The following is a 23,607-nucleotide window of genomic DNA, read 5'->3' on the forward strand; positions in this document are numbered from 1 at the left end:
AAGGTGCGAACGCATCATACAGGAGGAACGGGTGAAGGTTTCGAGCATAGTGATCGGCGCGAGCATGCTGGCGTTGACCGCCGGTGTCGCCGCGCAGGATGCGCCGCGGGTCCAGCCGGTGCAGATCGATCCGGCGCGTCCCGACTGGGAAAATCCCGCCGTGTTCGCGCGCAACAAGATGCCCGCGTCCGCCACCAGCTTTCCGTTCGAGACGCGTGCGGCGGCAATGGCGGGCGATCCGGCTAAATCCGCGCGGTTCCTGAGCCTCGACGGACTGTGGAAGTTCGCGCTGTCGCCATCGTCGGATGCCGTGCCTGCCGGGTTCGAACAACCGACCTACGACGTGTCGCGCTGGGTCGATATCAAGGTGCCGGCGGACTGGCAGGCCGAGGGCCATGATCAGGCACGGTATTTCAACATCACCTATCCGTTTCCGGCCAATCGCCCGCTGATCCCGCACGCGACCAACCCGGTCGGGTCGTACCGGCGCGACGTGACGCTGCCCGCGGGCTGGGCGGGGCAGGACGTGATCCTTCACATCGGCGCGGCGGGCTCGGCGTACGACGTGTGGGTGAACGGCAAGAAGGTCGGCTATTCGGAGGATTCGAAGCTGCCGAGCGAGTTCGACGTCACGAAATTCATGACCGCGGGCCGCAACGTCGTCGCGATCCAGATTCATCGCTGGTCCGACGGGTCCTATCTGGAGGATCAGGATTTCTGGCGCGTGTCGGGGATCGAGCGCGAGGTCTATCTGATGGCGGCGCCCAAGGCGCGCATCCGCGACCTGTTCGTCCATGCCGGGCTCGATGCGGCGTACCGCGACGGCGTGCTGTCGACCGAGATCGCGGTCACGCCCGCGACGACCGCACTGACCGCGCGGATGACGCTGATGGACGGCAATCGCACGCTGCTGACAAAGGCCGTGCGGGTCGCGCCGGGGACGACGGAACGGACCGTGACGCTGGGTGGGACGATACCGGGCGTAAAGCCGTGGTCGGCGGAGACGCCCAATCTCTACACGCTGCTGGTCGAACTGGTCGGTGCCGACGGCAAGGTCGTCCAGGCGACGCCGCAGCGGATCGGTTTCCGCACGGTCGAGATGAAGAACGGGCTGGTCAGCGTCAACGGCAAGCCGATCATCATTCGCGGCGTCAACCGCCACGAGCACGATCCCGAGACGTTCCACGTGATCTCCGAAGCGTCGATGCGCCGCGATATCGAACTGATGAAGCGCAACAACATCAACGCGGTGCGGACGTCGCATTATCCGAACGATCCGCGCTGGTATGCGCTGGCGGACGAATACGGCCTGTACGTGATGGACGAGGCCAATATCGAGAGCCACGCGTACATGGATTACGCGAACAAGCATCCTGAACAGCGCGCCGCGATGCAGGTCGGGTTCGATCCGGCGTGGAAGGACGCGCATGTCAGCCGCGTCGCCAACATGGTCGAGCGCGACAAGAACCATCCGTCGATCATCTTCTGGTCGATGGGCAACGAGGCCGGGATCGGGCCCAACTTCGCCGCCGCCGCGACCGCCGCGAAGACGCGCGATCCGGGCCGGCTGATCAGCTATCTCGGTTGGGGCACCTGGGACGGGGTCAGCGACCACCGCCCCAACTGGTACGCCGACATCTATGCGCCGATGTACGACAGCGCCGAGAAGATGGCCGATTACGCGACCAACTGGAACTTCAAACAGCCGATGATCCAGTGCGAATACGGGCACATGATGGGCAATTCGGGCGGCGATCTCGCCGAATATTGGGACACGATCTACGCGCATCCCGACAAGCTGCAGGGCGGGTTCGTGTGGGACTGGGTCGATCAGTCGATGTACCGGCATACCAAGGACGGTCGCCGCTATTGGGGCGACGGCAGCGAATATGGCCCGAACCCCGGCGGCGAGATCGAGTTCGGCGACGGCCTGCTCCAGTCCGATCGGACGCCCAACCCGGCGCTCTACGAGATCGACAAGGTATACGCGCCGATCCGGTTCGAGGCGTTCGACGCTGCGACCGGGACGGTCACGGTGCGCAACCGGCATGACTTCCGCGACCTGTCGGGCTTCGCGTTCGACTGGGAGGTCGAGGAGGACGGCGTGCCGATCGCGCACGGTGCGCTGCCGCCGATGACCACCGCGGCGCATGCGACGCAGGCAGTCGCGCTCCCGCTCGGGACGATCGTGCGCAAGCCGGGCTCGGAATATTTCGTGACGGTGCGCGCGACGGCAAAGCCGGATGCGGTCCCGCTCGTGCCGGCCGGGCATGTGGTAAGCTGGGAGCAGTTTCCGATCGGCGGTGCGGCCGTAATTGCCGCTGCACCGGCCGCAGGCTCCGACGTCGGGGTGAAGGACGCAGGCGGCGCGATCACGCTTTCGGCGGGGAGCGCCACGCTCGCGATCGACCGCAAGACCGGCCTCGTCCGCAGCTACGCGCGCGACGGCGTCCTGCTCGCGAGCGGGGGCGCGCCGCATTTCTGGCGCGCGGTAACCGACAACGATATCGGCATCGGCACCGACAAGCAGCTGGCGGTCTGGAAGAGCATGAGCGAGACGCGGACGGTGCACAGCGTCACGCGCGGCAAGGCTGCGGATGGTGCCGCCACGGTGCGGATCGAGTATGGCCTGGGCGACGGCGCGGCCGGGTTCGTGACGACCTATGCGATGGCGCGCGATGGCAGCGTCTCGGTCGAGGGCCAGCTTACCCCGATCAAGACCGACCTGCCGCCGCCGTTTCGAGTCGGGCTGGCGTTCGCGATGCCGACCGACATCAAGACCGTCGAATGGTATGGGCGGGGGCCACACGAGAGCTATGTCGACCGCAAGACCTCGGCGCCGATCGGGCTGTGGCGCGGTGCGATCGCGGCGCAGAACCACGACTATATCCGCCCGCAGGAGACCGGCAACAAGGTCGACGTCCGCTGGATGGAACTGAGCGGCGCGGGGCGCGGGCTTCGCGTCAGCGGCGAAACGCCGTTGATGATCAATGCGCTCGCCTTCCCCTATGCCGATCTCGATCGTCACGTGCCGGGGACGTGGAAGAGCACCGACGTCGTCCCGCATGGTCAGGTGACTCTGCTGATCGATGGCGCGCAATGGGGCGTCGGCGGCGATACGCAGTGGAGCGAGGTCGGCAAGCCGCTGCCCAAATACCGCCTGCCGCTGGCGCCGACGCGCGTCGCCTTCCGCCTTGCGCCGTTTGCCGGCGAGGGGACGACGCCCGCCAAGGCGCGCCCCGCCACCGCGACTTCTGAGGAATAGGTGAGGACCAGGATGGAGCCGACCCGGCGTAGTTTGATCGTTGGCGGGGCCGCCACGCTGGTAGCGGCCTCGGTTCCGGCCTTAGCGCGCGCGCGCGGGCACGCGTTCACGCCGGGCGCGCTGTGGCCGGACAACCGCGGCGTCCACATCAACGCGCATGGCGGCGGACTGCTGCGGCAGGGTGATCGCTGGTACTGGTTCGGCGAACACAAGACGGCGGGCGAAGGCGGCAACGTCGCGCAGGTCGGCGTTCACGTCTACAGTTCGGCGAACCTCTACGACTGGCGCGACGAGGGTATCGCGCTCGCCGTCTCGGACGATCCGAAGAGCGATATCGTCCGCGGTTGCGTGATCGAGCGGCCCAAGGTGTTGCGCGATCCGGTGTCGGGGCGGTTCGTGATGTGGTTCCACCTCGAACTCAAGGGGCAGGGCTATGCCGCCGCGCGCGCCGGCGTCGCGGTCGCCGACCGTGTGACCGGGCCGTATCGCTTCCTGCGTTCGGGCCGCGTCGATCCGGGGCAGTGGCCGGTCAACGTCACTGCGGCGGACAAGGCGGACACCGACAGCCATCTCGTCCGCGATCGGCCTGGCGGGCAGATGGCGCGCGACATGACGCTGTTCGTCGACGCCGAGGGCACCGCGTGGCACGTCTATGCGTCGGAGGAAAACCGCACCCTGCAGGCGGCGCGGCTGCGACCCGACCTGACCGCGCATGACGGACGCCATTGGCGGTTGCTGCCCGGCGGCGCGAACGAGGCGCCGACGATTTTTCGCGCGCGCGGGCGCTATTACATGATCACCTCGGGACTGACCGGTTGGGCACCAAATCCCGCCCGGTCGTTCGTCGCCGACCGGATCGAGGGACCGTGGACCTCGCTCGGTAACCCCGTGCGTGGCACACCCGAGCAGGTCGCGACGACATTCGGCGGGCAAAGTACCTTCGTCCTGCCGCTCACCGGCAGGAGCGGGCGTGAGCGGTTCGTGTTCATGGCGGATATCTGGCGTCCGAAGAACGCGATCGACGGTCGCTATGTCTGGCTGCCGATCGAGTGGGAGGGCGACCGGCCGATCCTGCGCTGGCGCGATCGCTGGACACTGGAGGATTTATGATCCGGATCGCTCTGCTCGCTGCCGCCGCGCTGCTCGTCGCGGCCGATGCGCCGCCGCCGTGCTGGGACACGGCCGGCGACCGCAATCCCTTGCTGCCCGGCTATTTCGCGGATCCCTCGATCGTCCACGACAAGGGCCGCTGGTACATCTTCGCGACGATCGACCCGTGGGGCGACGACCGGCTCGCGCTCTGGACCTCGACCAACGGTCGCGACTGGACCTTCTCGACCCCCGCCTGGCCGACCAAGGCCGCGGCGACGAGCCCGAGTTCGGGGGACTCGAAGGTCTGGGCGCCGTCGGTGGTGAAGACGCGCGATGGCCGCTGGTTCATGTACGTCTCGGTCGGCAGCGAAGTCTGGGTCGGTACCGCGCCGTCGCCGGCCGGACCGTGGCGCGACGCGCACGGCGGCAAGCCGCTGATCGCCAAGGCGTTCGACCCCCGGTACCACATGATCGATGCCGAAGCGTTCGTCGACGACGACGGCCAGGCCTATCTCTATTGGGGATCGGGGTGGAACTGGACCAACGGGCATTGCTTCGTCGTCAAGCTCAAGCCCGACATGGTGACGTTCGACGGCACGCCGAAGGACGTGACGCCGCCGCATTATTTCGAAGCCCCGTTCATGGTCCGCGCGGGGAAACATTATGCGCTGACCTATAGCGACGGGAAGACGACCGAGGACACGTACAAGGTGCGGTACGCGATCGGCGACACGCCGTTCGGGCCGTTCCGCGAGGCCGCCAACAGCCCGATCCTGTCGACCGATCGCGCGCGCGACGTGATCAGTCCGGGGCATCATGCGATCTTCCGGTCGGGCGGCCAAGCGTACATCCTGTATCACCGCCAGGGCCTGCCGTTCCCGCCACCCGGCGACGCGGTATTGCGGCAGGTCGCGGTCGATCCGCTGACGATCCGCGACGACGGGACGATCGCGACCGTCGTGCCGAGCCACGGCGGGATCGTCGAGGGGTTCGCGGCACGTCGCGATGCGGGGCTGCACTGGACCGCGGGCGGCGAGGGGGCCGATGCGCTGCACGGTCCGGCGCGCGCGGCAGACGACAATTACGCGACGCTGTGGCGCGCCAAGCCGGGTGCGCCCGCGACGCTGGTCGCCGATCTCGGGTCGGTGCGGACGGTGCGCGAGAGCCTGGTGCGGATGGAATATCCGATCCGTCGCTACGCGCTGTCGATCGAGGCCTCCGCGGATGGGCGGACCTGGCGCCGCGTGGCGCAGGCGACGGCAAGCGGATCGCCGATCGTGCTCCACCACGCCGCACCGACCCGCTATCTGCGGCTGACCGTGCCAACCGGTGCGGGCGTCTGGGAGTGGACGATTCGATTACGAGATACCGGCCATTAGCGCTGGTTCTCGCGCTCGCGTTGCCCGCACTCGCATCGAGCGCACCCCTCGCTAGGGCACAGCCGACGATGCTGCGGATGCCCGATATGCCGCTCCACGATCCGTGGATCGTCGCGGATCGGGCGACGCGGACCTATCATCTCTATACGCGCAATGAGCCGAAGATGTCGGGCGACCCGCGGATCGGCATCATGGCCTATACCAGCCGCAACCTGCGCGACTGGTCGCGGCCGCGTATCGTGTCGGTGATCCCGCCCGGCGGCTGGGCGAACGATGGCGCGTGGGCGCCCGAGGTGCATTGGTGGCGCGGGCGCTGGTATCTGTTCGCGACCTACCACAATGAGTCCGCCGCGCTGAAGACGCAGGGCGTGCGCAAGCTGCATCGCCGCGGCACGACGCTGGCAGTGGCGGACCGGCTCGACGGCCCGTTCCTGCCGGTTCGCGATGCCGAGCCGGTGGTCGATCCCGAGACGATGACGCTCGACGGCACGCTGTACGTCGACCCTGCGAAGCGTCCGTGGCTGGTCTACGCGCACGAGTGGGTGCAGACCGGAGACGGCACGATCGAGGCGGTGCCGCTGAACGATCGGCTCGCCGCCAGCGGACCGCCACGCGTGCTGTTCCACGCGTCGGCGGCGCCTTGGGCGGACGGCAAGCCGCAGGCCGAGGGCGATGTGATCCGCGTCACCGATGGGCCCGAACTGTTCCGTACGCGCACCGGGCGCCTGTTGATGCTGTGGTCGAGCTACGACCGCACCGGCTATGTCCAAGGGCTCGCCCGATCGCGCAGCGGGACGCTGGCGGGGCCGTGGCAGCAACTCGAACCTCTGGTCCGGCGCGACAGCGGCCACGGGATGCTCTTCCGTCGGTTCGACGGGACGCTGATGATGGTGCTGCACCGCCCGTTCAAGAACGCGCGCGGCAAGCTCTACGTCATGCGCGACACCGGCGACCGCGTGGCGATCGTCCGCGAGGCCACCGATCTCGATGGCGAGACCGCTCCGACGCACCGCTGAGCCGGTCGCCGTTTCAGGACCAACGGGCGCTACGTCGACGGAATAGATCCCGGATGCTTTCGCGCCGCGCCTACCGCTCGACCGCGTGCCGTTCACGTAAGGTACGGTCGATCTGCCAGCCGAAGGCGATCCCGATGACGACGAACAACACCGTCTGCGTGGCGATCGACGCGATCCGGAATTGCCACAGCAGAGTTGCGGGGAACGTCGCGGGGACCTCGTCGATCGTCGGCAGGAGCAATTGCAGTGCTGCGACTAGCGCGACATAGCCGACCACACCGGCTAGGATGGCATCGATTGCGGACGATCGCCCGCTCAGGCGCCGCCGTATCCAGACGCCCGCGACCGCGGCCAGCACCGAAAAGCCGAGCATCCCGAAATAGGCGACGGTTCTCAGTCTGACCGTCTCGTGAAGACCCACCGCCGGCGGCGTCGGCGGGTATTTGAGCGCGGGCACGAGGACGATCACGACGACCGTCGCGAGCGCGAGCAGCAGCGACAGGCTGCGTGGCCCGATCTGCACGACGCGACCGTAGAGAACCGCGAAGACGATTGCGAACAGGCCGCCGAGCGCGGTCCCGTACATCAGCATCGCGGTGTAGAGCCCTGCGGTCTTCTGGATCGTTCGGCTGACGAGTTCCTCGTCCATGCCGGGCATGGCGTGTGCGGCGTGTGCCGCTTCGAAGGCTATCGCGGCGTCGATCTTGGGTTCGGCGAAGACTAGCGCGAAGGTCGCGGCGATCAGCGCGCCGAGGATGCCCGACAGCATCCCGCGCCACAGCATGTGTTTCATCATGGTCTGGGGCCCCGGCTCAGTGGCAGGGGAAGCCCAGCAGATGGCGCCCGTCATGGACGTATTCATGCACGTACATGCCTTGGAACAGTGCGAACGCGCCCTGTTCGGTGCTGACGAAATACAGCATGATCAGCGCGATGATGCTGCCGAGTACCGCCCAGGGGGCGATCTCGTCGAGCGGAATGCCGGGGGTCGTCCCGATCGCGATGTACGGGTCGTGCGGGGAAAGCGCGCGTGCGGCCATGATCAGTCTCCTACCGGGATTTCGCGCCCGGCGAACGTTGAGGCGTCGGGCGGGGTCTGGCTCTCGACAGGATGGAGTCCGTCGATCACAGTGGCGCGACCGCGCCGGTATCGCACCGGCTTCCCGCCCGGCTCCGATCGCTCTGCTGTGGAGCGACGGGGCAGGGGCGTCAACCGATTTGGAGTTTTGGATGGCGACCCGTCTCGTCCTGATCTGCGCTGGCGGCACGCGCTCGATGCGCGCGGGTGGTTTCCCCGATCCGGCGGAACCGCTCGACGAGGGGGGAAGGGCCAAGGCGGGGGCGGCAAAGCTGGACGGTCCGAAGCCGGCGAGTGTCTGGACCAGTCCCAACACCGCGGCGCGCGAGACTGCGATCGCCCTGGGACTGGCCGCTACGCCGAGCGAGGTGTTGCGCGACATCGACCACGGTGCCTGGACCGGGCTGTCGTTCGAGGCGGTTCATACGCTCGCGCCGGAGGCTCTGGCGGCGTGGCTTATGGCGCCCGAAGATGGTGCGCCGAACGGCGAAACGCTTGCCGCCGTCGCGCAACGCGTCGAACCCTGGCTCCGCAGCCTGGAGCGGATCGACCAGCCTATCGTGGCGATCACGCACGCGAGCGTGATCCGCGCGACCATTGCAACGGCGCTGTCGATACCGGTCGCGGCGACGCTGCGGATCGATATCGCCCCGCTGTCGCAGACGATCCTGTCGTTCAACCGCGTCTGGCGTCTTCAGGCACTACGCGGCTGACCGGCGGCGGAGCAGGTAGGTGTCCATGATCCAGCCATGCTCGGCGCGTAGCGCGGCACGATCGGAGGCGATCTTTACTGCCACCTCGGTCAGTGGCCCTGCGACCAGTGCTTCGTGCGGCATGCCGAGATAGGCTCCCCACCATATGTCGATGTCCGGCGCAGCGATGGTCTCGAACGCACAGCCGCCATCCAGCATCACCGCCAGCGTATCGATCCCCGCCGGCCAACCCTCGTCGCGCAGCCGTCGTCCGGTCGTGACGAGCACCGGCGCGCCGAGGCTGTTGAGTGGTATCGCGTGCGCCGCGGTCAGCGCCTGCAGGCTGGTGATCCCAGGAACGACATGGACCCGCAGCGAAATGCCGGCGTGGCGCAAGCGCTCGGCGATCCTCAGGCTGCTGTCGTACAGCGACGGGTCACCCCAGACGAGCAACGCCAGCCGTCCGCCCTCGGGAAGATGTCGCGCGACCGCATCCGCCCAGCATTCGGCGATCGCATCGTGCCAGTCGTCGACCTCGGCGAGATAGGCTCCCGCGGTGCCGCGCACGGGGAGGTCGAACTCCACGACCCGCGTGCTACCGGTCAGGACCGTGGCGCAGATCGTCCGGCGCAGATCGATCAGGTCGGACTTCGCATCGCCCTTGCGCGGCAGGAGGATGACGTCGGCGGCGTTCATAGCAGCCTCCGCCGCACGCGTGAGGTGATCGAGATTGCCCGTCCCGATCCCGATCAGATGCAGGTCGATCGCGCTCATCGGCCGTGCGCGATCAGGTGGAAGAAGGTGCCCGATACGCGGTCGCGATACGATCCGCTTTCGGCCACCAGCGTGCCCTCGGCATCCGTCACTTCGGCGAGTGGCTGATCCGGTTGGTCGAGGATCGTCGAATAATGGAATTCGTGACCGCGCAGATCGCTGCCCGCCATGACCCCGGCCATCGGTGCGAGCAGAGTCGCACGGCGATAGCCCAGATGCATGCGGCGCTTCTCATAACTCGTGACCAGACCGAGCAGTCCCGCCATGCGGTGGCGCGTGCCGTCGGCATCGATCAGCGCCTCGCCGAGCGCCATGTAGCCGCCGCACTCGCCGTGCACGGGCCGCGTGCGCGCGTGCTCGGCCAGCGCCGCGTGGAAAGTGCGCGCCTCGGCGAGACGACCGGCGTGCAGTTCGGGATAGCCGCCGGGCAACCAGACGAGATCGGCGTGCGGCGCGGGGGCTTCATCGGCGAGCGGTGAGAAGGGTAGGATTTCAGCGCCCGCACTCCGCCATCCGGCCAGCATGTGCGGATACGCGAATGAGAACGCGGCATCCTGTGCCAGCGCGATCCGCTGGGCCGGCGGCCTGAAGCTATGCGGTTCGGACTCGGCGTGCGGCGTTGCCGATGCCGCGGCGCGGATCGCGGCGAGATCGACATGCTCGCGCAGAAATGCGGCGTAGTCGGCGATCCGGGTCTCGAGATCGGCATGTTCCGACGCCTGGACCAGCCCTAGATGCCGCTCGGGCAGTTTCAGGTCGCCGCGCCGTGGCAGCGCGCCGAACACGTGGATGCCGACCGCCGCCATGCCGCTGCGCGCCAGCCGTTCATGCCGCGGGCTCGCGACCCGGTTCAGGATCACGCCGGCGATCGGAAGCTCGGGATCGTAGCGCGCAAAGCCGAGCGCCGTCGCCGCGGCCGACTGCGCCTGACCCGATACGTCGATCACCAGCACCACCGGCCAGCCCATCCGCCGCGCGATGTCCGCGCTGGCACCGTTGCCGGTGGCGCCGGGTTTCGCGACGCCGTCGAACAGCCCCATCGAGCCTTCCGCTAGCACGAAATCGGCGTCGCTCGCCTGCGCGGCAAGGCCGTCGAGCATCATGCCGCTCATCGCCCAGCTGTCGAGGTTGAACGAGGCCCGCCCGCTGGCCGCGCGGTGGAATGCGGGATCGATATAGTCGGGGCCGCTCTTGAACGGCTGCACGGCCAACCCGTCGTCGCGCAGCGCGCGGAGCAGGCCGAGCATGACCGTGGTCTTGCCGGTTCCCGAGGCGGGCGCGGCGATCATCAAACCGGGGATCATACAGAGCCCTCCGCAAACCGCGACGTCGCATCCTGCGGTCGGAAGCGACGGTCATACCCTGTCGCATACAGGCTGCTCTCGTCGAAATTCGCGGCGGCGAGAACGCGCCCGACGAGGATCAACGCCGTCCGATCGGGGCCATCGGCCGCAGCCTCGACGATCGTCGCCAGCGTCGCCCGGACGATGCGTTGATCCGGCCAGCTCGCCCGCCAGACGATCGCCGCCGGACAGTCGCTCCCGTACGCGGGCGTTACCGCGGCCACCACCTGGGCAAGGTTATGGATCGACAGATGGATCGCCAGGGTCGATCCGGTGGCGGCGAACGCGGCAAGGTCCTCGGCGGGCGGCATCGCGCTCGCGCGTCCGGGCGTGCGTGTCAGCACGACCGACTGCGTCAGACCGGGAAGCGTCAGTTCGGCTTCGAGCGCCGCCGCCGCCGCGGCGAACGCGGGCACGCCGGGCGTCACGGTGAATGGGATGTCGAGCGCACGCAGCCGACGGAGTTGCTCGCCCATCGCCGACCAGATCGACAGGTCGCCCGAATGCAGTCGAGCGATGTCGTGGCCCGCGGCGTGCGCGTCGGCGATCGCCGCGACGATCTGATCGAGCGACAGCGGCGCGGTGTTGATGATCCGCGCACCGGACGGGCAATGCTCGAGCAGCGCCGCGGGCACCAGCGATCCGGCGTAGAGGCACACCGGCGACGCCGCGATCAGATCGCGTCCGCGCAACGTCAGCAGATCGGGCGCACCGGGGCCGGCACCGATGAAATGAACGGTCATGCAGCAGGTCCTTGGGCGATGGCACAGGTCGCCATCCGGTTGGGAGAGACGTGGCGGCGGGTCAGAAGCCGTGCGTCGGGACCTGCCGCGCTCAGCGCTGCGGCTTCCGCGACACTGCCGGTGCCGCGTGTTTCGAGGCTGAATCGGGAGCTCGTTGGCGTGGTTATGCTGCGCAGCATTTCCGGCGTCACGGCGATCAGCGGCAGGTCGAGCGCAGTGGCGAGCGAGGCAAGCAGTGCTATCTTGTCATGGGGCGCGGCAAGCGCCGTCACCGCAGGATGGCCACTCTGCGCGAGCGCGAGCGCGGCCTTGCACGCCGCTACATCGGCGGCGGCACGAAAGCCGAAACCGGCGACGATCACAGCGCGACGCTCCATTGCACGACGGGGTAATGCGCGCGCCACCCGCGTCGCGTGCCAAGTGGGGCGGCGTCCGACAGCTCGATCCGCTGGAGCGTGCCACCCTTGGTCGCGTGCCATTGGGTCAGCAGGATTTCGGATTCGAGCGTCACGGCATTTGCGACCAGACGCGTGCCGGCATCGAGCGTCGCGCATAACCGGTCGAGCAAGGCGTTCGACAATCCACCGCCAACGAACACGACATCGGGCGAGGGAAGCCCTTCGAGGACTTCGGGCGCACGGCCGTTGATAACGCGGAGTCGGTCGGCTCCCAATTTTGTCGCATTGGCGCGGACCCGGTCGGCGCGAACCGGATCCGCCTCGAACGCGACCGCGCTCGTCGACGTGTGCGACAAGAGCCACTCGATGCCGATCGAACCCGACCCGGCGCCGATGTCCCACAAGGTCTCGGCCGGCCTCGGTGCGAGCGCGGAGAGCGTCAGCGCGCGCACCGCCCGTTTCGTGATCTGTCCGTCATGGTCGAACCAATGATCCGGACGGCCGGCGGCACTGGGCACCACCGCGCCGTCGCCCGCTACCGTCACACCGACGGCCACGGGATGCGCGATATCGGCGAAGTCGAGCGTGGCAGCGGTGCTGCGGCGGATGCGCTCGGACGGGCCGCCGAGCGCTTCGAGTATCCACAGCATGCTGGCGCCGAAACCCAGCTCGTCGAGATAGCGTGCGAGCTGACTTACTGCGGTACCATCGCGCACCAGGACGATCGCCTGTCGCCCCGGCGCGAGGATCGGACGCAGCCGCGTCAACGGTGCGGCATGGAGTCCCAGGCAGGCGGTATCGTCGATCGGCCAACCCAGCCGCGCGGCGGCGAGCGCGAACGTGGAGACCGCCGGATGCGCCACCCATTCGTCGCGCGCGAGATGCCGTGTGATGGTCGTCCCCGCACCGAACCAGAACGGATCGCCCGAGACGAGCAGGACGACGCGCCGCCCGCGCTGTTCGAGCAAGCGCGCGATGCCGTCGTCGAACGGGATCGGCCAGGGTGCGACATCGCAGCGAAGATCGGGTAGCAGCGCGAGATGCCGCGTCGCACCGGTCACCAGATCGGCGCGTTCGATCGCGGTGCGACTTGCCGGCGACAACCCCGCCGGTCCATCCTCGTTGATCCCGACGATCGTCAGCCACTGAACAGTGCGAGACTCACCCATGCCGTCCATCCTCATTCTCGGCGGCACCACCGAAGCCAGCGCGCTTGCTTCCGCGCTGGCGGAACGCGGTATCGCCGCTGTGCTGAGCTATGCCGGTCGTGTCGCGAACCCGAAGCCACAGCCGGTGCCCGTGCGGATCGGCGGGTTCGGGGGTGTCGACGGCCTCGCGACCTATCTTCGTGAAACGGGCATCACACATCTGGTCGACGCGACGCATCCGTTCGCGGCGCAGATGAGCCGGCATGCTCTCGCGGCGGCGGCCTTGGCAGGTGTCCTGCATATTGCGTTTACGCGACCGGCCTGGACTCCCGAAGACGGCGACGACTGGCACCGCGTCGGCGATATCGACGCAGCCGTCGCGGCGCTGGCAGGGCCGTCGCGACGCGTCATGCTGGCGCTTGGGCGCATGCATGTCGAGGCGTTCGCAGCACAGCCGCAGCACCGCTATCTGCTGCGCTTCGTCGACCGCGCGGAGCGTGCAATCGGACTGCCCGATCATCATCTCGTCATCGATCGCGGACCGTTTACCGTCGAGTGCGACCTGACCCTGCTGCGCGAGCACGCGATCGATCTGCTGGTATGCAAGAATGCCGGTGGTTCGGGCGCGATGGCCAAGCTGGTTGCGGCACGGACGCTCGGGCTGCCGGTGGTCATGATCGATCGTCCCGCCATCCCTGCGCGAACCGAAGTCTACGATGTCGCGGGCGTGCTTCGCTGGCTGGATCACGACGCCGACCTCGGCGTGTAGAGAAACGGCGTCCCGGCGCGCGCGATCATCCGCGTCGTGCTCGACCCGATAATGACGACCGTCCGCATGTCCGCCATCTCGGGCCGCGCATCGGGCAGCGCGACGATCCGCAGGTCTTCGTCGGGCGTCGACACTGCGCGGGCGAACAGGACCGGGCGCGCATCCGCGCAGGTCTCGCGCAGGATCGCCAAGGCGGTGCCGAACCCGTCGGGTCTCGCCTTCGAGCGGGGGTTGTAGAACGCGATCGCGAAATCGGCGTCCGCCGCCAGCCGTATCCGACGCTCGATCAGCGCCTGCGGCTTGAGATTGTCGGACAGGTTGATCGCACAGAAATCATGGCCGAGCGGCGCACCGACGCGCGCGCTGGCGGCAAGCATGGCGGTGATTCCCGGGAGCACGCGGATATCGAGGGCGCGCCAGTCCGAGGGCCCGTTCTCGACCGCTTCGAACACCGCCGCCGCCATCGCGAACACGCCCGGATCGCCGGAGGAGACGACGACGACCCGGTGTCCTGCGGTCGCCAGGGACAGCGCGTGCGCGGCGCGATCGAGTTCGACGCGGTTGTTGGATGCGTGCAGCGTCAGCCCGGGGCGAGGAGCGACGCGTGCGACATAGGGGATGTAGCCGATGACGTCGGTGGCTTCAGCAAGCGCCTGGGTCACTTCCGGCGTGACCAGCGCGGCGTCGCCCGGCCCGAGCCCGGCGATCGCGAGCCATCCTGCGGGTGGCGTCACGGCCTGCGTCCCTGGCCGTGGATCAGCACGATCGCGAAATATGGCGCGATGTCGGTCGCATCGGCCAGTCGCGTGACGCGCTGGTCTGGCATCGCCGCATATTCGACCAGCCATGCGGACTCCTCGCGGCCCGCCGCGACAAGAGCCCGGCGCAGCTTGGCGAGGTGCCGGCCGATCTTCATCACGACGAGCGCATCGGTATCGCGAATGCGGCGAGTCAATTCGTCCTCCGGCAAGGTCGCGGTCAGCACGGTCAGGACGTCCTCGCCCCAGGTGATCGGCGTGTCGCTCGCGGTCCAGGCGCCCGACATGCCGGTGATCCCCGGCACGACGCAGACCGGCGCGATGTCAGAGAGGCGCGAATGCAGGTGCATGAACGAGCCGTAGAAAAAGGGATCGCCTTCGCACAGCACGACGACGTCTTCGCCGGCGTGCGCGAGCGCCGCGAGATGTCGCGTGCACTCGGCGTAAAATGTCGAAAGCCAGTCGTTGTAGCGAGGGTCGGAGATTGGGATCTCTGTCGTGACCGGGTATTCCATCGCGTATTCGATCGCATCGGCACGCAGCATGCCGTCGACGATGCGGCGCGCTTGGCCGGGTTTGCCTGCCTTGCGGAAGAACGCGATATGCCGTGCGCCGCGCACCAGGCGATCGGCGCGGACGCTCATCAGGTCCTGCGCGCCGGGGCCCAGACCGACGCCGTGGATCGTCCCGATCGTCATTCGGCGTAGCTTGCGAGCGCGTTGATCGCCGCGACCGTGATCGCGCTGCCGCCCATCCGGCCGTCGACGACGACGCAGGGCACGGGTTGCACGCCCCAGAGCGCGGCCTTCGATTCGACCGCACCGACGAAGCCGACCGGGCAGCCGATGATCGCAGCGGGACGCGGGCAATCGGGGTCTTCGAGCATGTTGAGCAAGTGGAACAACGCGGTCGGCGCGTTGCCGATCGCCACCAGCGCGCCGGCCAGATGCGGTCGCCACAGTTCCAGCGCCGCCGCAGACCGCGTGTTGCCCATGGCGCGCGCGAGGTCGGGCGTTTCGGCAGCATTGAGCGTGCAGAGCACCGGGTTCGCCGCGGGAAGCCGGCCGCGCGTAATCCCCTCTGTGACCATCCGCGCGTCGCACAGGATCGGCGCACCGGCGCGCAACGCGGCACGGGCGTCGGCCGCGAACGTGCGCGAGAACCGGATGTGCTGGGCCAGTCCGACCAGGCCACAGGCGTGGATCATCCGGACGGCGACCGGTTCCTCCTCCGGGGAAAACCGCGCCAGATCGGCTTCGGCGCGGATCGTCGCGAACGATTGACGATAGATCGCCGCGCCGTCGGTCTCGTAGATATGCGGCATCAGGCGGCTCCGAAATGGGCGAGGACGGCAGGGGCATCGAGACCTGCGAGCGCAGGCGGGTCGCCGGCGCGCGCGACGAAGCCGAGGTCGAACCGACCGCCACGGCCGGTCAGGACTACATCGGCGGGGGCGGACCGCGCGCATCCCTTGGCGCAGCCCGAGACGTGGAGCCGACCGGCGACATGCGGCGCGAGGCGGATCGCGAGGTCGCGGGTTGCGACGCTCGCCTGCGGGCACGCCGGGGCGCCGACGCACGCATCGACGCGGACCGTCGCGGGGTCTTCGCGGCCGAGCATGACGCCTGGTGCTCCGCCTTCGACGATGAGCGTTCGCCAAGGCGTCACGCGGATCGCGGTTGCGCCGCTCGTGCGCATGAACGCGGCGAGCGCTCCTGCGTCGATCCGACCGAACGGCAGCCCATGCGCGGTTCCGGCCTGATCGGCGGTCTCTGCGATCGGCGCCCGTGGCCGAACGGTTGCGATCATCGGTAGGGGGGCAGCATGGCGCGCCATCCGCCCGACATCGCCGCCGCCGGTGTCGACGAACCAGTGCGCCAGCTCGATCAGCGCGTCGACCTCGCCGCCTGCGATCCGCGCCCCTGTTTCGCGACCTTCGGCGCGCAGGATCAGGTCGCCATCGGTACCGCGCTCGATCCGGAAGTCGGCGGGGTCGGCGTGCAGCACGGGCGTATCGCCGGCATCGATCGCAAAGCCGACTTTGCCGGGCAGATCGGGCAGTTCGGACAGCCGCTGCATCAGCTCGCTCGCGATCCGGTGCGTGTCGTCGCCGGTGCGCCAGTCCGGCGCGACCAGGATGGCGCGCCGGGCCTCGGCGACCGGGTCGCGGTCGACTAGGCCCAGATCGCACAGCTCTTCGATCAGTGGTTCCCAGGCGTCGACACCGCGGATCTGGAGGTTGGCGCGATTGGTGGCGTCGATCTGGCCGTTGCCATAGGCGATGGCGGCGTCGCACAGCCCGATCACCTGCTGGCAGGTCAGCCGGCCGAGTTTCGGGCGGACGCGGACGATCATTCCGTCACCCGCGGCCATCGGACGCCACGCGGTCGGGCACCAGCCGCGGATCACGCGTCGATATCCAGTTGCGCGAGGATCGAGTTGCGGCGCGTCGTCCACAGGCCCGACGCATGGAGCGCGGCAAACCGCGCCTCCAGTGCCGCGAGCGCCTGCGGATTGGCGTTCGCCATGAACGCGCGCACGTCGTCGCGCGCCAAGGTCGCATCGTAATACAGGTCGATCGATTGCGGCGAGACGGCATCCGCCAGATGCGCGAACGCGCCGAGGTGATCGAGCGTCGCCGCAATCTCCGCCGCACCGCGGAAACCGTGTCGCATCATCCCGGCGACCCAGTCCGGGTGCGCGGCGCGGGCGCGAACCACGCGGGCGATCTCCTCGCGCAGTGATCGTGCGCGCGGCCGGGCGGGATCGGTGGCGTCGAGATGGTAGAGCGCAGCGTCACCGCCCGAGAGCGTCTTTGCCGCCGCGAACCCGGCTTCGTGCGCGGCATAGTCGGCAGCCAGCAGCAGGTCGGTTTCGGGCAGGTCCTGGATATGGACGAAGCTGTCGGCGGCAGCGACGCGGTCGCGGATCCCGGCGGGGTCGGCCCGCTCGCCGTCGTCGAGTGCGTAGGCCGATGCCGCCAGCCACGCTTCGCCGGCGGCAAGGCGCGCCTCGGGCATATAGGTTTCGCCGGCATCGTCCATGCCGACCCCGTAGCGTCCGGGGGCGGGGCCATAGACCCTCGGGCTGGCCGGCGCTGCGACGAACGGGTTGAGATCCGCGGGTTCATCGCGGGCGGCCAGTGCGCGGATGGCTTGGCCGAACATCGTGCAGAGCGTGGAGAACGCGTCGCGGAAGAGCCCCGACACGCGCAACGTCACGTCGATCCTCGGCCGGTCGAGCCGCATCAGCGGCAGGATCTCGACCCCGGTGACGCGCTGCGACGCCATGTCCCAGACCGGTTCGGCGCCGAGCAAGTGAAGCGCCATCGCGAACTCCTCACCCGCGGTACGCATCGTCGCGGATCCCCACAGATCGACGACGAGTCCCTTCGGATACTCGCCCTGATCCTGGAGATGGCGGCGGATCAGTTCCTCGGCGAGCAGCACGCCCTGCGCATGCGCGGACCGCGACGGTACCGCACGCGGATCGATCGCATAAAGGTTGCGCCCGGTCGGCAGCACATCCGCGCGGCCGCGCCATGGCGACCCCGCAGGCCCGGACGGGACACGGCGCCCGGCAAGCGCCGCGAGCAGCCCGTCACGCTCCGCCTCGCCATGAGCGCCACGCCCGAACACATGCAGTCCGTCGCCGAACCGGCTGTCCTTCACGTCGCAGACGAACGTATCGATCCGCGTGACGACGTCCGCCGCGGATGCCGCCTGATCCAGCGCCAGCGTGTCCTCGAGCCCGAGCGCGTTCGCCTCGTCGCGAATGTCCGCCTGCAACCGGTTCCGTCGTGCCGGATCGAGCCCGTCAGCGGTGGAAAACTCGTCGAGCAAGGCTTCGAGCCGATCCATCCCCGTGCCGCTCTTCGTGCCGATCATCGGCGGCGGGACGTGGCCGAGCGTGACCGCGCCGATCCGTCGTTTCGCTTGTGCCGCCTCACCGGGATCGTTGACGATGAATGGATAGACCACCGGCATCGCACCGGTCAGCGCTTCGGGCCAGCAGGCATCCGACAGCGCGACCGCCTTGCCGGGCAGCCATTCGAGCGTGCCGTGCGCGCCGACATGGACCAGCGCATCGGTGCCGCGTGACCGCAACCAGAGATAGAAGGCGACATAGCCGTGGCGCGGACAGCGGGAGAGGTCGTGATATTCTTCGGTTCGGACGGCGGATCGCCCCCGTTCGGGCTGGAGTGCCACCAGCGCGGTGCCAGCCGACAGCGCCGCGAACCGGAACGCACCGGCCTGGACCGCGGGATCGTCTTCGGGTTCGCCCCAGGCGGCGGACAGCTCGGTTCGCAGCGAGGCGGGCAGGGTGGTCAGCGCCGTGCGATAGGCCGAGACTGGCCACGCGATGGGGGGCGACCCGAGCGCGGACGCGATGTCGTGCTGGGAGTCGATCGCGTATCCTGCGGCCTTCAGATCCTCCAGCATCGCCTCGACCGAGGCGATCGCGTCCAGACCCACGGCATGCGCCATCTGGTGCGCCTTGCCGGGGTAGGTCGACAGGATGATCGCCAGGTTTCGCTCGGTCGGAGGCTTGGCGGCCAGTGCGATCCAGCCATCGATCCGCGCGGCGATCGCGGCGATGCGCTCGGCATCGGCGCGGTGTTCGCGGCGGGCATATTGCAGATCGGGGTCGGGCGAAGCCGCTTCCTTGAAGCTGGCAACGCCCGCGAAGATCCGTCCGTCGACCTCGGGCAGGACGACGTGCATCGCGAGGTCGGCGGGCGACAGACCGCGCGGCGCATCGACCCACGCGGTCCGGTCCGATATCGCCAGCGCGACCTGGAAGACGGGAACATCCGCACCGTCGAGCGGTGTCGTGTCGTCGCTGCCGCGCCCCGAGAACGCCGTCGCGTTGACGATCGCGACGGGCGCCAGCGCGACCACCCAGCGGCGTAGCCAGCCGCTCGCGTCGCCGTCCTTCAATGACGGTACGAACAGCCCCAGGACATCGTACCCGCGAGACGTGAAAGCCGTGTGCAACGCGGCGATCGGATCGAGATCCGCCGCCGCCAGATACGATCGATAGAAGATCAGCAGGATGTGCGGCCGCGATGCGGTCATGAGCGATGCCGCCGGACACGCGACGCCGGTATCCGGCAGCCACCCGCCGACTGCGGCGAGGGCTTGCGAACCCGTCTTCGGTTCGGCCCGCAACCCCGCGGCCAAGGCGAACTGCGCCAGCGCCTCGCGCGACGCGTCGGCACCGCCGATATCGCAGAGCGCCGACAATTGCCGCAATACCGCCGGCGGAACCGTGGACGCGGCGTCCAGCCGGCGGTCGTACCGGCCGTCCGCGGGCAGGACGGCCAAGGCAATCCCGCGCCGCCGCGCGAGTGCTTCGACCTGCTGCAGACCGTAGGACCAATAGGCGGTGCCGCCGATCAGTCGGATCAGGATCGCTTTTGCGCCGGCCAGCGTCTGCTCGATATAGGTGTCGACCGACAGCGGATGCGTCAGCTCGGCCAGACTGGCGAGCCGCACGCTCGGCATCGCGTCGCCCGCTGCGATCGCGGCGCGCCAGCCCGTGCCGAACGCGGCGAGATCGCTGTCGGAAAACGAGAGCACGACGAGGTCGGCAGCGCTCTGCCCCAGATCCTGGGGAACAGCGCTTTCTTCCAGACCGTGGGTCTCGCGAAAGACGACGTGCATCGGGATCAGGCTCCCAGCGCTGCTCCGATCGCATCCGGATCGAGCCGGCCGCGCTCGGCGATGACGACCAGTCGAGTACGGCGCGGCTCGTCGGCACGCCAGGGTCGATCGTAATGTGCCCGGACGCGGGCGCCGACCGCCTGCACGAGCAACCGCATCGGCTTGCCGGCGACCGCGGCATAGCCCTTCACGCGGAGGATCTCGCCGCCCGCCGCCAGCGTCTCGATCCGCGTCGTCAGCGCCGCTGGATCTTCGACACTATCCCATTCGACGACGATGCTGTCGAAATCGTCGTGCTCGTGATCGTCCTCGCCGTCGTGATGCGAGGGACGTGCGGCGATGTCGTCTTCGGCCGCGGCGCCGAGCCCGAGCACGACGCGGGGATCGACGACGCCATCGACCAGTTCGACGATCGGCAGAGGCCGTACGGTCTCGGCGGCGATCACCGCGCGCGCCGCCGCGATGCCGTCCGCGCCGGCAAGGTCGCATTTGGTGAGCAGGATCAGGTCGGCACAGGCGAGCTGGTCCTCGAACACTTCGGACAAGGGCGTTTCATGATCGATGCTCGGATCGGCGGCGCGCTGCGCGTCGATCGCGGCGAGATCGGGCGCGAACCGGCCTGCGGCGACGGCTTCGGCATCCGCGAGCGCGATCACCCCGTCGACGGTGATCCGCGACCGGATCGCGGGCCAGTCGAACGCCTTCAGCAGCGGCTTGGGCAGCGCGAGGCCGGACGTCTCGATCAGGATGTGGTCGGGGCGCGGATCGAGCGCGAGCAGCGTCTCGACGGTCGGGATGAAATCGTCGGCGACGGTGCAGCAGATGCAGCCATTGGCGAGCTCGACGACATTCTCCGCCGGACAATCGGGGATCGCGCAGCCCTTGAGGATATCGCCGTCGACGCCGAGCGTGCCGAATTCGTTGACGATCACCGCGAGGCGACGCCCGCCGGCGTTGCGGATCAGATGGCTGATCAGGGTGGTCTTGCCGGCACCGAGAAAGCCGGTGACGATGGTAACGGGGATCTTCGATAGATCGGGCATTGCAGTCTCCTCGCGCCGTGCGACGACGGGCGGGAACTGCATGATCACCGGCGCGCGACGATGGACGGGCGCGAATGCCCATGCCACGCACCGATGCAGCCCCAGCCGCATAGGTTCGTCGCTCAGACGGAGAACCGTGCCGCGGCCATCCCCTGGACCATGGCAAGAGCGACCCATCGCCGGCAGGTCTCCTGGCTCACGGGTCGTCGCTCGAATACGCGGCCTTCCCAGCGTGCGCGACAGGCGCAGCGTCCAGTGGCTGTATCCCGCTTGGCGCAGGATACGTGGCATTCTCGCTCACCGCTTACAGTTGCAGGGACAGCCGCGGAGTAGGGGACAAACCCCGCACCGCATTCCCATTCAAGCCTCTCGCGAGGCACCGGCGCGATCAACGAGGTCCGGCTCAGCCGGTCCTCGCCCGTCGCTTAGCGCAAGCCTGCCGGATTGCCAATTCGCGATCGTGGGCAAAGCGGGAGGCGCGTGATGGTCGCCTCACGGTGTCGAGGATGTCGCGATCCGCGTCTGCATGGCGGAAATGAGATCGGCGCGGTTCTTTCGCGCGATCGCGGACAGAACGCGGTCGCGGCCTGCCTGCTTGGCGCGCAGCAAGGCGGCGTCGGCGGTCTGGACGATCGACGCCCAGTCCGTATGCAGCGGCGCACAGGCCAGCCCGATCGACGTCGTGATCCGCCCCAGATCCTTGCCGTCGTACCGCACGCGCAGCGCGCCGATGCGCTCTCTGATCTCGTCCGCGCGCACCGCGGCGATGTCCGGCCTGGTGTCGGGCAGCAGCATCAGAAACTCCTCGCCGCCAAATCGAAAGACCAGATCGTCGCGGACTATGTCCTTCAGCAACGTGCCGACCGCGCGCAGCACTGCGTCGCCGGCGTCGTGGCCATGTTCGTCGTTGAATCGCTTGAAATGATCGATGTCGATCATCGCGCAGCACAGCGACGTCCCGGTGCGCTCCGCCTTGCTCACCTCGCGCGCGAGGACTTCGTCGAGTTGGCGCCGGTTGGGCAGGGTGGTGAGCGCGTCGGCCATCGCGAGCGACCGCAGCGCCTCGCGGAGCCGCAGATTGTCCAGCGCCAGGCCGATATTCTCGGCGAGCATTTGAAGATAGACGTCGCTCAGCCCGTCGTCGGCGAAACCCGCGCGGCGTTCGAAGTAGAGCAGGCCCAACAGGCCGTGCTGGCCGGTCAGCGGCAGGCACAGACTGTTCGGGACGACCTCGCCGACCAGATGATCGCACGGCACGTCGAACACCGCGCCCGCCGGACGATGGGGGGCACCCCGGCGCACACCCCAGCAGGACAAGGGCGAAAACTCGGGGGACGAATGAACCGGGTCCAGCCACGAACATGCTTCGACCAGCGCGTTGCGGACCGGATCGAGCAGATAAAGACGCCCGGCCAGTTGCGGCGCGAGTTCGGGCACGAACCGACCGACGACCGCCTGAAGCTCGACGACGGTGTCGCAGCCCTGCATCCGCTGCGTCATGCGCGACAGCAGGTCGCGCGCTGCCCGATCGGCATCGCGTTCCTGTTCGAGCCGCTGCCGTTCGATGCCGTTTTCCCGGAATACGCGCAGCGCCTGTGCCATGTCGCCGATCTCGTCGATCCGCTCATAGGGTGGCGGCTCGGCATCGTAATCCTGCGCGGCGAGCCGGCCGATCACGTCGCTCAGCTTGACCACCGGGTGCAGCACGCGACGCCGAAACACGAAATACAGGACGAAGAGAAAGAGCAGGCCGGTGATCGCGAGCATCGCTTCCGACGCCGATCGCCAAATCCGCGCGGTGCGTTCGGCCGCGCGCAGCTCGTCGCCGGTGCGCTGGTCGAGGCGGTATTGGAAGCGTTCGACGGCGGCGCGCGAGCGGTCGAGTTCACGTTCGTACTCGGGCGCGAACAGGATCCGGACGGCGGTGTTTCGATCGTTCTTGCGCCGCGCGAGGATCGCTTGCGCCTGTTGCGCCTGCAACGCGTCGACCCAGCCGAGCGCGTCGTGCAGGCTGCGGAGTTCGTCGCTTGCCGCACCGGCGTCGCGGATATGCCGTGTGCGCGTCTCGATCGGCGCGAGGTCGGCCTGCGCGCGTCGATAGGCGAGCAGGTCCGCGTCGTCGCCGTTGATCGCGAACTGTCGGGCCAACTCGCTCAGCGCCAACGCATCGTCTTCGATCGTCGCCGTCGCGCGGTCGAGCGCATAGCGTTGATCCACCGCGGCGCGCTCGCGCTGCTGCGCCGACGACGCGAGCAGCATCGTCGTACCCGAGGCGAGCGTCAGCGCGACGGTGACGCCATAAGCCCAGTTCGTTATCGCGACCAACCGCATGCGCCGAATTTACAACGACATACCTAGCGCTTCGTTAATAGCCGGCGACGATCGCCTGCCATTACGAGTTGAATTCCACCCCAAAACGCTCTCAAGAAACATGACATTTATG

At 68.5% G+C, this 23,607-nt stretch carries 20 protein-coding genes and 2 riboswitches; of the genes, 6 read left to right on the forward strand and 14 right to left on the reverse strand.

Annotated features, from left to right (window positions below; all coding sequences use genetic code 11):
• Nucleotides 1-64 precede the first annotated feature (64 nt).
• From C8J47_RS06545 to C8J47_RS06560, 4 genes are all read left to right on the forward strand, one after another.
• Nucleotides 65-3,265 (forward strand): glycoside hydrolase family 2 TIM barrel-domain containing protein, encoded by a 3,201-nt coding sequence (locus tag C8J47_RS06545; RefSeq protein WP_121885369.1) that lies wholly within the window; start codon nt 65-67, stop codon nt 3,263-3,265.
• On the forward strand, nt 3,266-4,375 hold the full coding sequence (locus C8J47_RS06550) for a glycoside hydrolase family 43 protein (RefSeq protein WP_220683353.1): 1,110 nt from the start codon (nt 3,266-3,268) through the stop codon (nt 4,373-4,375). It begins immediately after the preceding gene.
• A complete protein-coding gene (locus C8J47_RS06555) occupies nt 4,372-5,736 on the forward strand; it encodes a family 43 glycosylhydrolase (protein ID WP_121884974.1) in 1,365 nt (454 codons plus the stop codon). The genes C8J47_RS06550 and C8J47_RS06555 overlap by 4 nt, the downstream gene beginning before the upstream one ends.
• A gap of 77 nt (nt 5,737-5,813) precedes the next feature.
• Nucleotides 5,814-6,752: a glycoside hydrolase family 43 protein gene (locus C8J47_RS06560; protein WP_259467409.1), complete on the forward strand. Its 939-nt coding sequence runs from the start codon at nt 5,814-5,816 to the stop codon at nt 6,750-6,752.
• A gap of 70 nt (nt 6,753-6,822) precedes the next feature.
• Here the strand turns inward: C8J47_RS06560 and C8J47_RS06565 are convergent, their stop codons facing one another.
• Together C8J47_RS06565 and C8J47_RS06570 are read right to left on the reverse strand one after the other, a co-directional pair.
• Complete coding sequence (locus C8J47_RS06565) at nt 6,823-7,548, reverse strand: CbtA family protein (RefSeq protein WP_121884976.1); 726 nt, start codon at nt 7,546-7,548, stop codon at nt 6,823-6,825.
• Between the two features lie 16 nt (nt 7,549-7,564).
• Nucleotides 7,565-7,792 carry a CbtB-domain containing protein gene (locus C8J47_RS06570; RefSeq protein ID WP_121884977.1) on the reverse strand — a complete coding sequence of 76 codons (228 nt, stop codon included), beginning with the start codon at nt 7,790-7,792 and terminating at the stop codon, nt 7,565-7,567.
• 53 nt (nt 7,793-7,845) lie between these two features.
• Nucleotides 7,846-7,917, reverse strand: a riboswitch (cobalamin riboswitch).
• 65 nt (nt 7,918-7,982) lie between these two features.
• Here C8J47_RS06570 and C8J47_RS06575 point away from each other — a divergent pair.
• Entirely contained in the window at nt 7,983-8,543 is a 561-nt protein-coding gene (locus C8J47_RS06575; protein ID WP_121884978.1) for a histidine phosphatase family protein, read from the forward strand.
• Here C8J47_RS06575 and cobF read toward each other — a convergent pair.
• From cobF to cbiE, 5 genes are read right to left on the reverse strand one after another with little or no spacing between them, the layout of a single operon-like run.
• Nucleotides 8,532-9,296 (reverse strand): precorrin-6A synthase (deacetylating), encoded by a 765-nt coding sequence (gene cobF, locus C8J47_RS06580; RefSeq protein ID WP_121884979.1) that lies wholly within the window; start codon nt 9,294-9,296, stop codon nt 8,532-8,534. The two genes, C8J47_RS06575 and cobF, sit on opposite strands and share 12 nt — an antisense overlap.
• Entirely contained in the window at nt 9,293-10,600 is a 1,308-nt protein-coding gene (locus tag C8J47_RS06585) for a cobyrinate a,c-diamide synthase (protein WP_121884980.1), read from the reverse strand. Before C8J47_RS06585 ends, cobF begins: the two co-directional genes overlap by 4 nt.
• The gene (gene cobM, locus C8J47_RS06590) at nt 10,597-11,382 is read right to left on the reverse strand and encodes a precorrin-4 C(11)-methyltransferase (protein ID WP_121884981.1); all 786 of its coding nucleotides are present in this window, start codon (nt 11,380-11,382) and stop codon (nt 10,597-10,599) included. Before cobM ends, C8J47_RS06585 begins: the two co-directional genes overlap by 4 nt.
• A complete protein-coding gene (locus C8J47_RS06595) occupies nt 11,379-11,759 on the reverse strand; it encodes a cobalamin biosynthesis protein (RefSeq protein WP_121884982.1) in 381 nt (126 codons plus the stop codon). Before C8J47_RS06595 ends, cobM begins: the two co-directional genes overlap by 4 nt.
• On the reverse strand, nt 11,741-12,949 hold the full coding sequence (cbiE, locus tag C8J47_RS06600; protein WP_121884983.1) for a precorrin-6y C5,15-methyltransferase (decarboxylating) subunit CbiE: 1,209 nt from the start codon (nt 12,947-12,949) through the stop codon (nt 11,741-11,743). The genes C8J47_RS06595 and cbiE overlap by 19 nt, the downstream gene beginning before the upstream one ends.
• Between cbiE and C8J47_RS06605 the strand changes: the two genes are divergently transcribed.
• Nucleotides 12,948-13,697, forward strand: a complete 750-nt coding sequence (locus tag C8J47_RS06605; RefSeq protein ID WP_121884984.1) for a cobalt-precorrin-6A reductase — start codon at nt 12,948-12,950, stop codon at nt 13,695-13,697. The genes cbiE and C8J47_RS06605 overlap by 2 nt on opposite strands.
• On the opposite strand, the gene cobJ is transcribed toward C8J47_RS06605, so the two are convergent.
• From cobJ to C8J47_RS06640, 7 genes are all read right to left on the reverse strand, one after another.
• Nucleotides 13,673-14,431: a precorrin-3B C(17)-methyltransferase gene (gene cobJ / locus C8J47_RS06610; protein ID WP_259467410.1), complete on the reverse strand. Its 759-nt coding sequence runs from the start codon at nt 14,429-14,431 to the stop codon at nt 13,673-13,675. The two genes, C8J47_RS06605 and cobJ, sit on opposite strands and share 25 nt — an antisense overlap.
• Entirely contained in the window at nt 14,428-15,153 is a 726-nt protein-coding gene (gene cobI, locus C8J47_RS06615) for a precorrin-2 C(20)-methyltransferase (protein ID WP_121884986.1), read from the reverse strand. Before cobI ends, cobJ begins: the two co-directional genes overlap by 4 nt.
• A complete protein-coding gene (locus C8J47_RS06620; RefSeq protein ID WP_121884987.1) occupies nt 15,150-15,779 on the reverse strand; it encodes a precorrin-8X methylmutase in 630 nt (209 codons plus the stop codon). Before C8J47_RS06620 ends, cobI begins: the two co-directional genes overlap by 4 nt.
• Entirely contained in the window at nt 15,779-16,828 is a 1,050-nt protein-coding gene (locus C8J47_RS06625) for a cobalamin biosynthesis protein CobG (RefSeq protein ID WP_121885370.1), read from the reverse strand. The genes C8J47_RS06620 and C8J47_RS06625 overlap by 1 nt, the downstream gene beginning before the upstream one ends.
• A 32-nt stretch (nt 16,829-16,860) precedes the next feature.
• Nucleotides 16,861-20,121 (reverse strand): cobaltochelatase subunit CobN, encoded by a 3,261-nt coding sequence (gene cobN, locus C8J47_RS06630; protein WP_121884988.1) that lies wholly within the window; start codon nt 20,119-20,121, stop codon nt 16,861-16,863.
• 5 nt (nt 20,122-20,126) lie between these two features.
• Entirely contained in the window at nt 20,127-21,164 is a 1,038-nt protein-coding gene (cobW, locus tag C8J47_RS06635; RefSeq protein ID WP_121885371.1) for a cobalamin biosynthesis protein CobW, read from the reverse strand.
• 163 nt (nt 21,165-21,327) lie between these two features.
• Nucleotides 21,328-21,563, reverse strand: a riboswitch (cobalamin riboswitch).
• Nucleotides 21,564-21,656: 93 nt separating this feature from the next.
• On the reverse strand, nt 21,657-23,495 hold the full coding sequence (locus C8J47_RS06640) for a diguanylate cyclase (protein WP_121884989.1): 1,839 nt from the start codon (nt 23,493-23,495) through the stop codon (nt 21,657-21,659).
• Nucleotides 23,496-23,607: the final 112 nt, after the last annotated feature.

Origin of the sequence: Sphingomonas sp. PP-F2F-G114-C0414 (assembly GCF_003688595.1) — a bacterium.
Lineage (GTDB): Bacteria > Pseudomonadota > Alphaproteobacteria > Sphingomonadales > Sphingomonadaceae > Sphingomonas.

Excerpts from the sequence above, each read along its gene's own strand:
- C8J47_RS06545 (WP_121885369.1), top strand. The coding sequence starts at position 65 with ATGCTGGCGTTGACCGCCGGTGTCGCCGCGCAGGATGCGCCGCGGGTC.
- C8J47_RS06555 (WP_121884974.1), top strand. The coding sequence starts at position 4,372 with ATGATCCGGATCGCTCTGCTCGCTGCCGCCGCGCTGCTCGTCGCGGCC.
- C8J47_RS06560 (WP_259467409.1), top strand. The coding sequence starts at position 5,814 with ATGCCCGATATGCCGCTCCACGATCCGTGGATCGTCGCGGATCGGGCG.
- C8J47_RS06565 (WP_121884976.1), bottom strand. The coding sequence starts at position 7,548 with ATGATGAAACACATGCTGTGGCGCGGGATGCTGTCGGGCATCCTCGGC.
- C8J47_RS06570 (WP_121884977.1), bottom strand. The coding sequence starts at position 7,792 with ATGGCCGCACGCGCGCTTTCCCCGCACGACCCGTACATCGCGATCGGG.
- C8J47_RS06575 (WP_121884978.1), top strand. The coding sequence starts at position 7,983 with ATGGCGACCCGTCTCGTCCTGATCTGCGCTGGCGGCACGCGCTCGATG.
- cobF (WP_121884979.1), bottom strand. The coding sequence starts at position 9,296 with ATGAGCGCGATCGACCTGCATCTGATCGGGATCGGGACGGGCAATCTC.
- C8J47_RS06585 (WP_121884980.1), bottom strand. The coding sequence starts at position 10,600 with ATGATCCCCGGTTTGATGATCGCCGCGCCCGCCTCGGGAACCGGCAAG.
- cobM (WP_121884981.1), bottom strand. The coding sequence starts at position 11,382 with ATGACCGTTCATTTCATCGGTGCCGGCCCCGGTGCGCCCGATCTGCTG.
- C8J47_RS06595 (WP_121884982.1), bottom strand. The coding sequence starts at position 11,759 with ATGGAGCGTCGCGCTGTGATCGTCGCCGGTTTCGGCTTTCGTGCCGCC.
- C8J47_RS06605 (WP_121884984.1), top strand. The coding sequence starts at position 12,948 with ATGCCGTCCATCCTCATTCTCGGCGGCACCACCGAAGCCAGCGCGCTT.
- cbiE (WP_121884983.1), bottom strand. The coding sequence starts at position 12,949 with ATGGGTGAGTCTCGCACTGTTCAGTGGCTGACGATCGTCGGGATCAAC.
- cobI (WP_121884986.1), bottom strand. The coding sequence starts at position 15,153 with ATGACGATCGGGACGATCCACGGCGTCGGTCTGGGCCCCGGCGCGCAG.
- C8J47_RS06620 (WP_121884987.1), bottom strand. The coding sequence starts at position 15,779 with ATGCCGCATATCTACGAGACCGACGGCGCGGCGATCTATCGTCAATCG.
- C8J47_RS06625 (WP_121885370.1), bottom strand. The coding sequence starts at position 16,828 with ATGGCCGCGGGTGACGGAATGATCGTCCGCGTCCGCCCGAAACTCGGC.
- cobN (WP_121884988.1), bottom strand. The coding sequence starts at position 20,121 with ATGCACGTCGTCTTTCGCGAGACCCACGGTCTGGAAGAAAGCGCTGTT.
- cobW (WP_121885371.1), bottom strand. The coding sequence starts at position 21,164 with ATGCCCGATCTATCGAAGATCCCCGTTACCATCGTCACCGGCTTTCTC.
- C8J47_RS06640 (WP_121884989.1), bottom strand. The coding sequence starts at position 23,495 with ATGCGGTTGGTCGCGATAACGAACTGGGCTTATGGCGTCACCGTCGCG.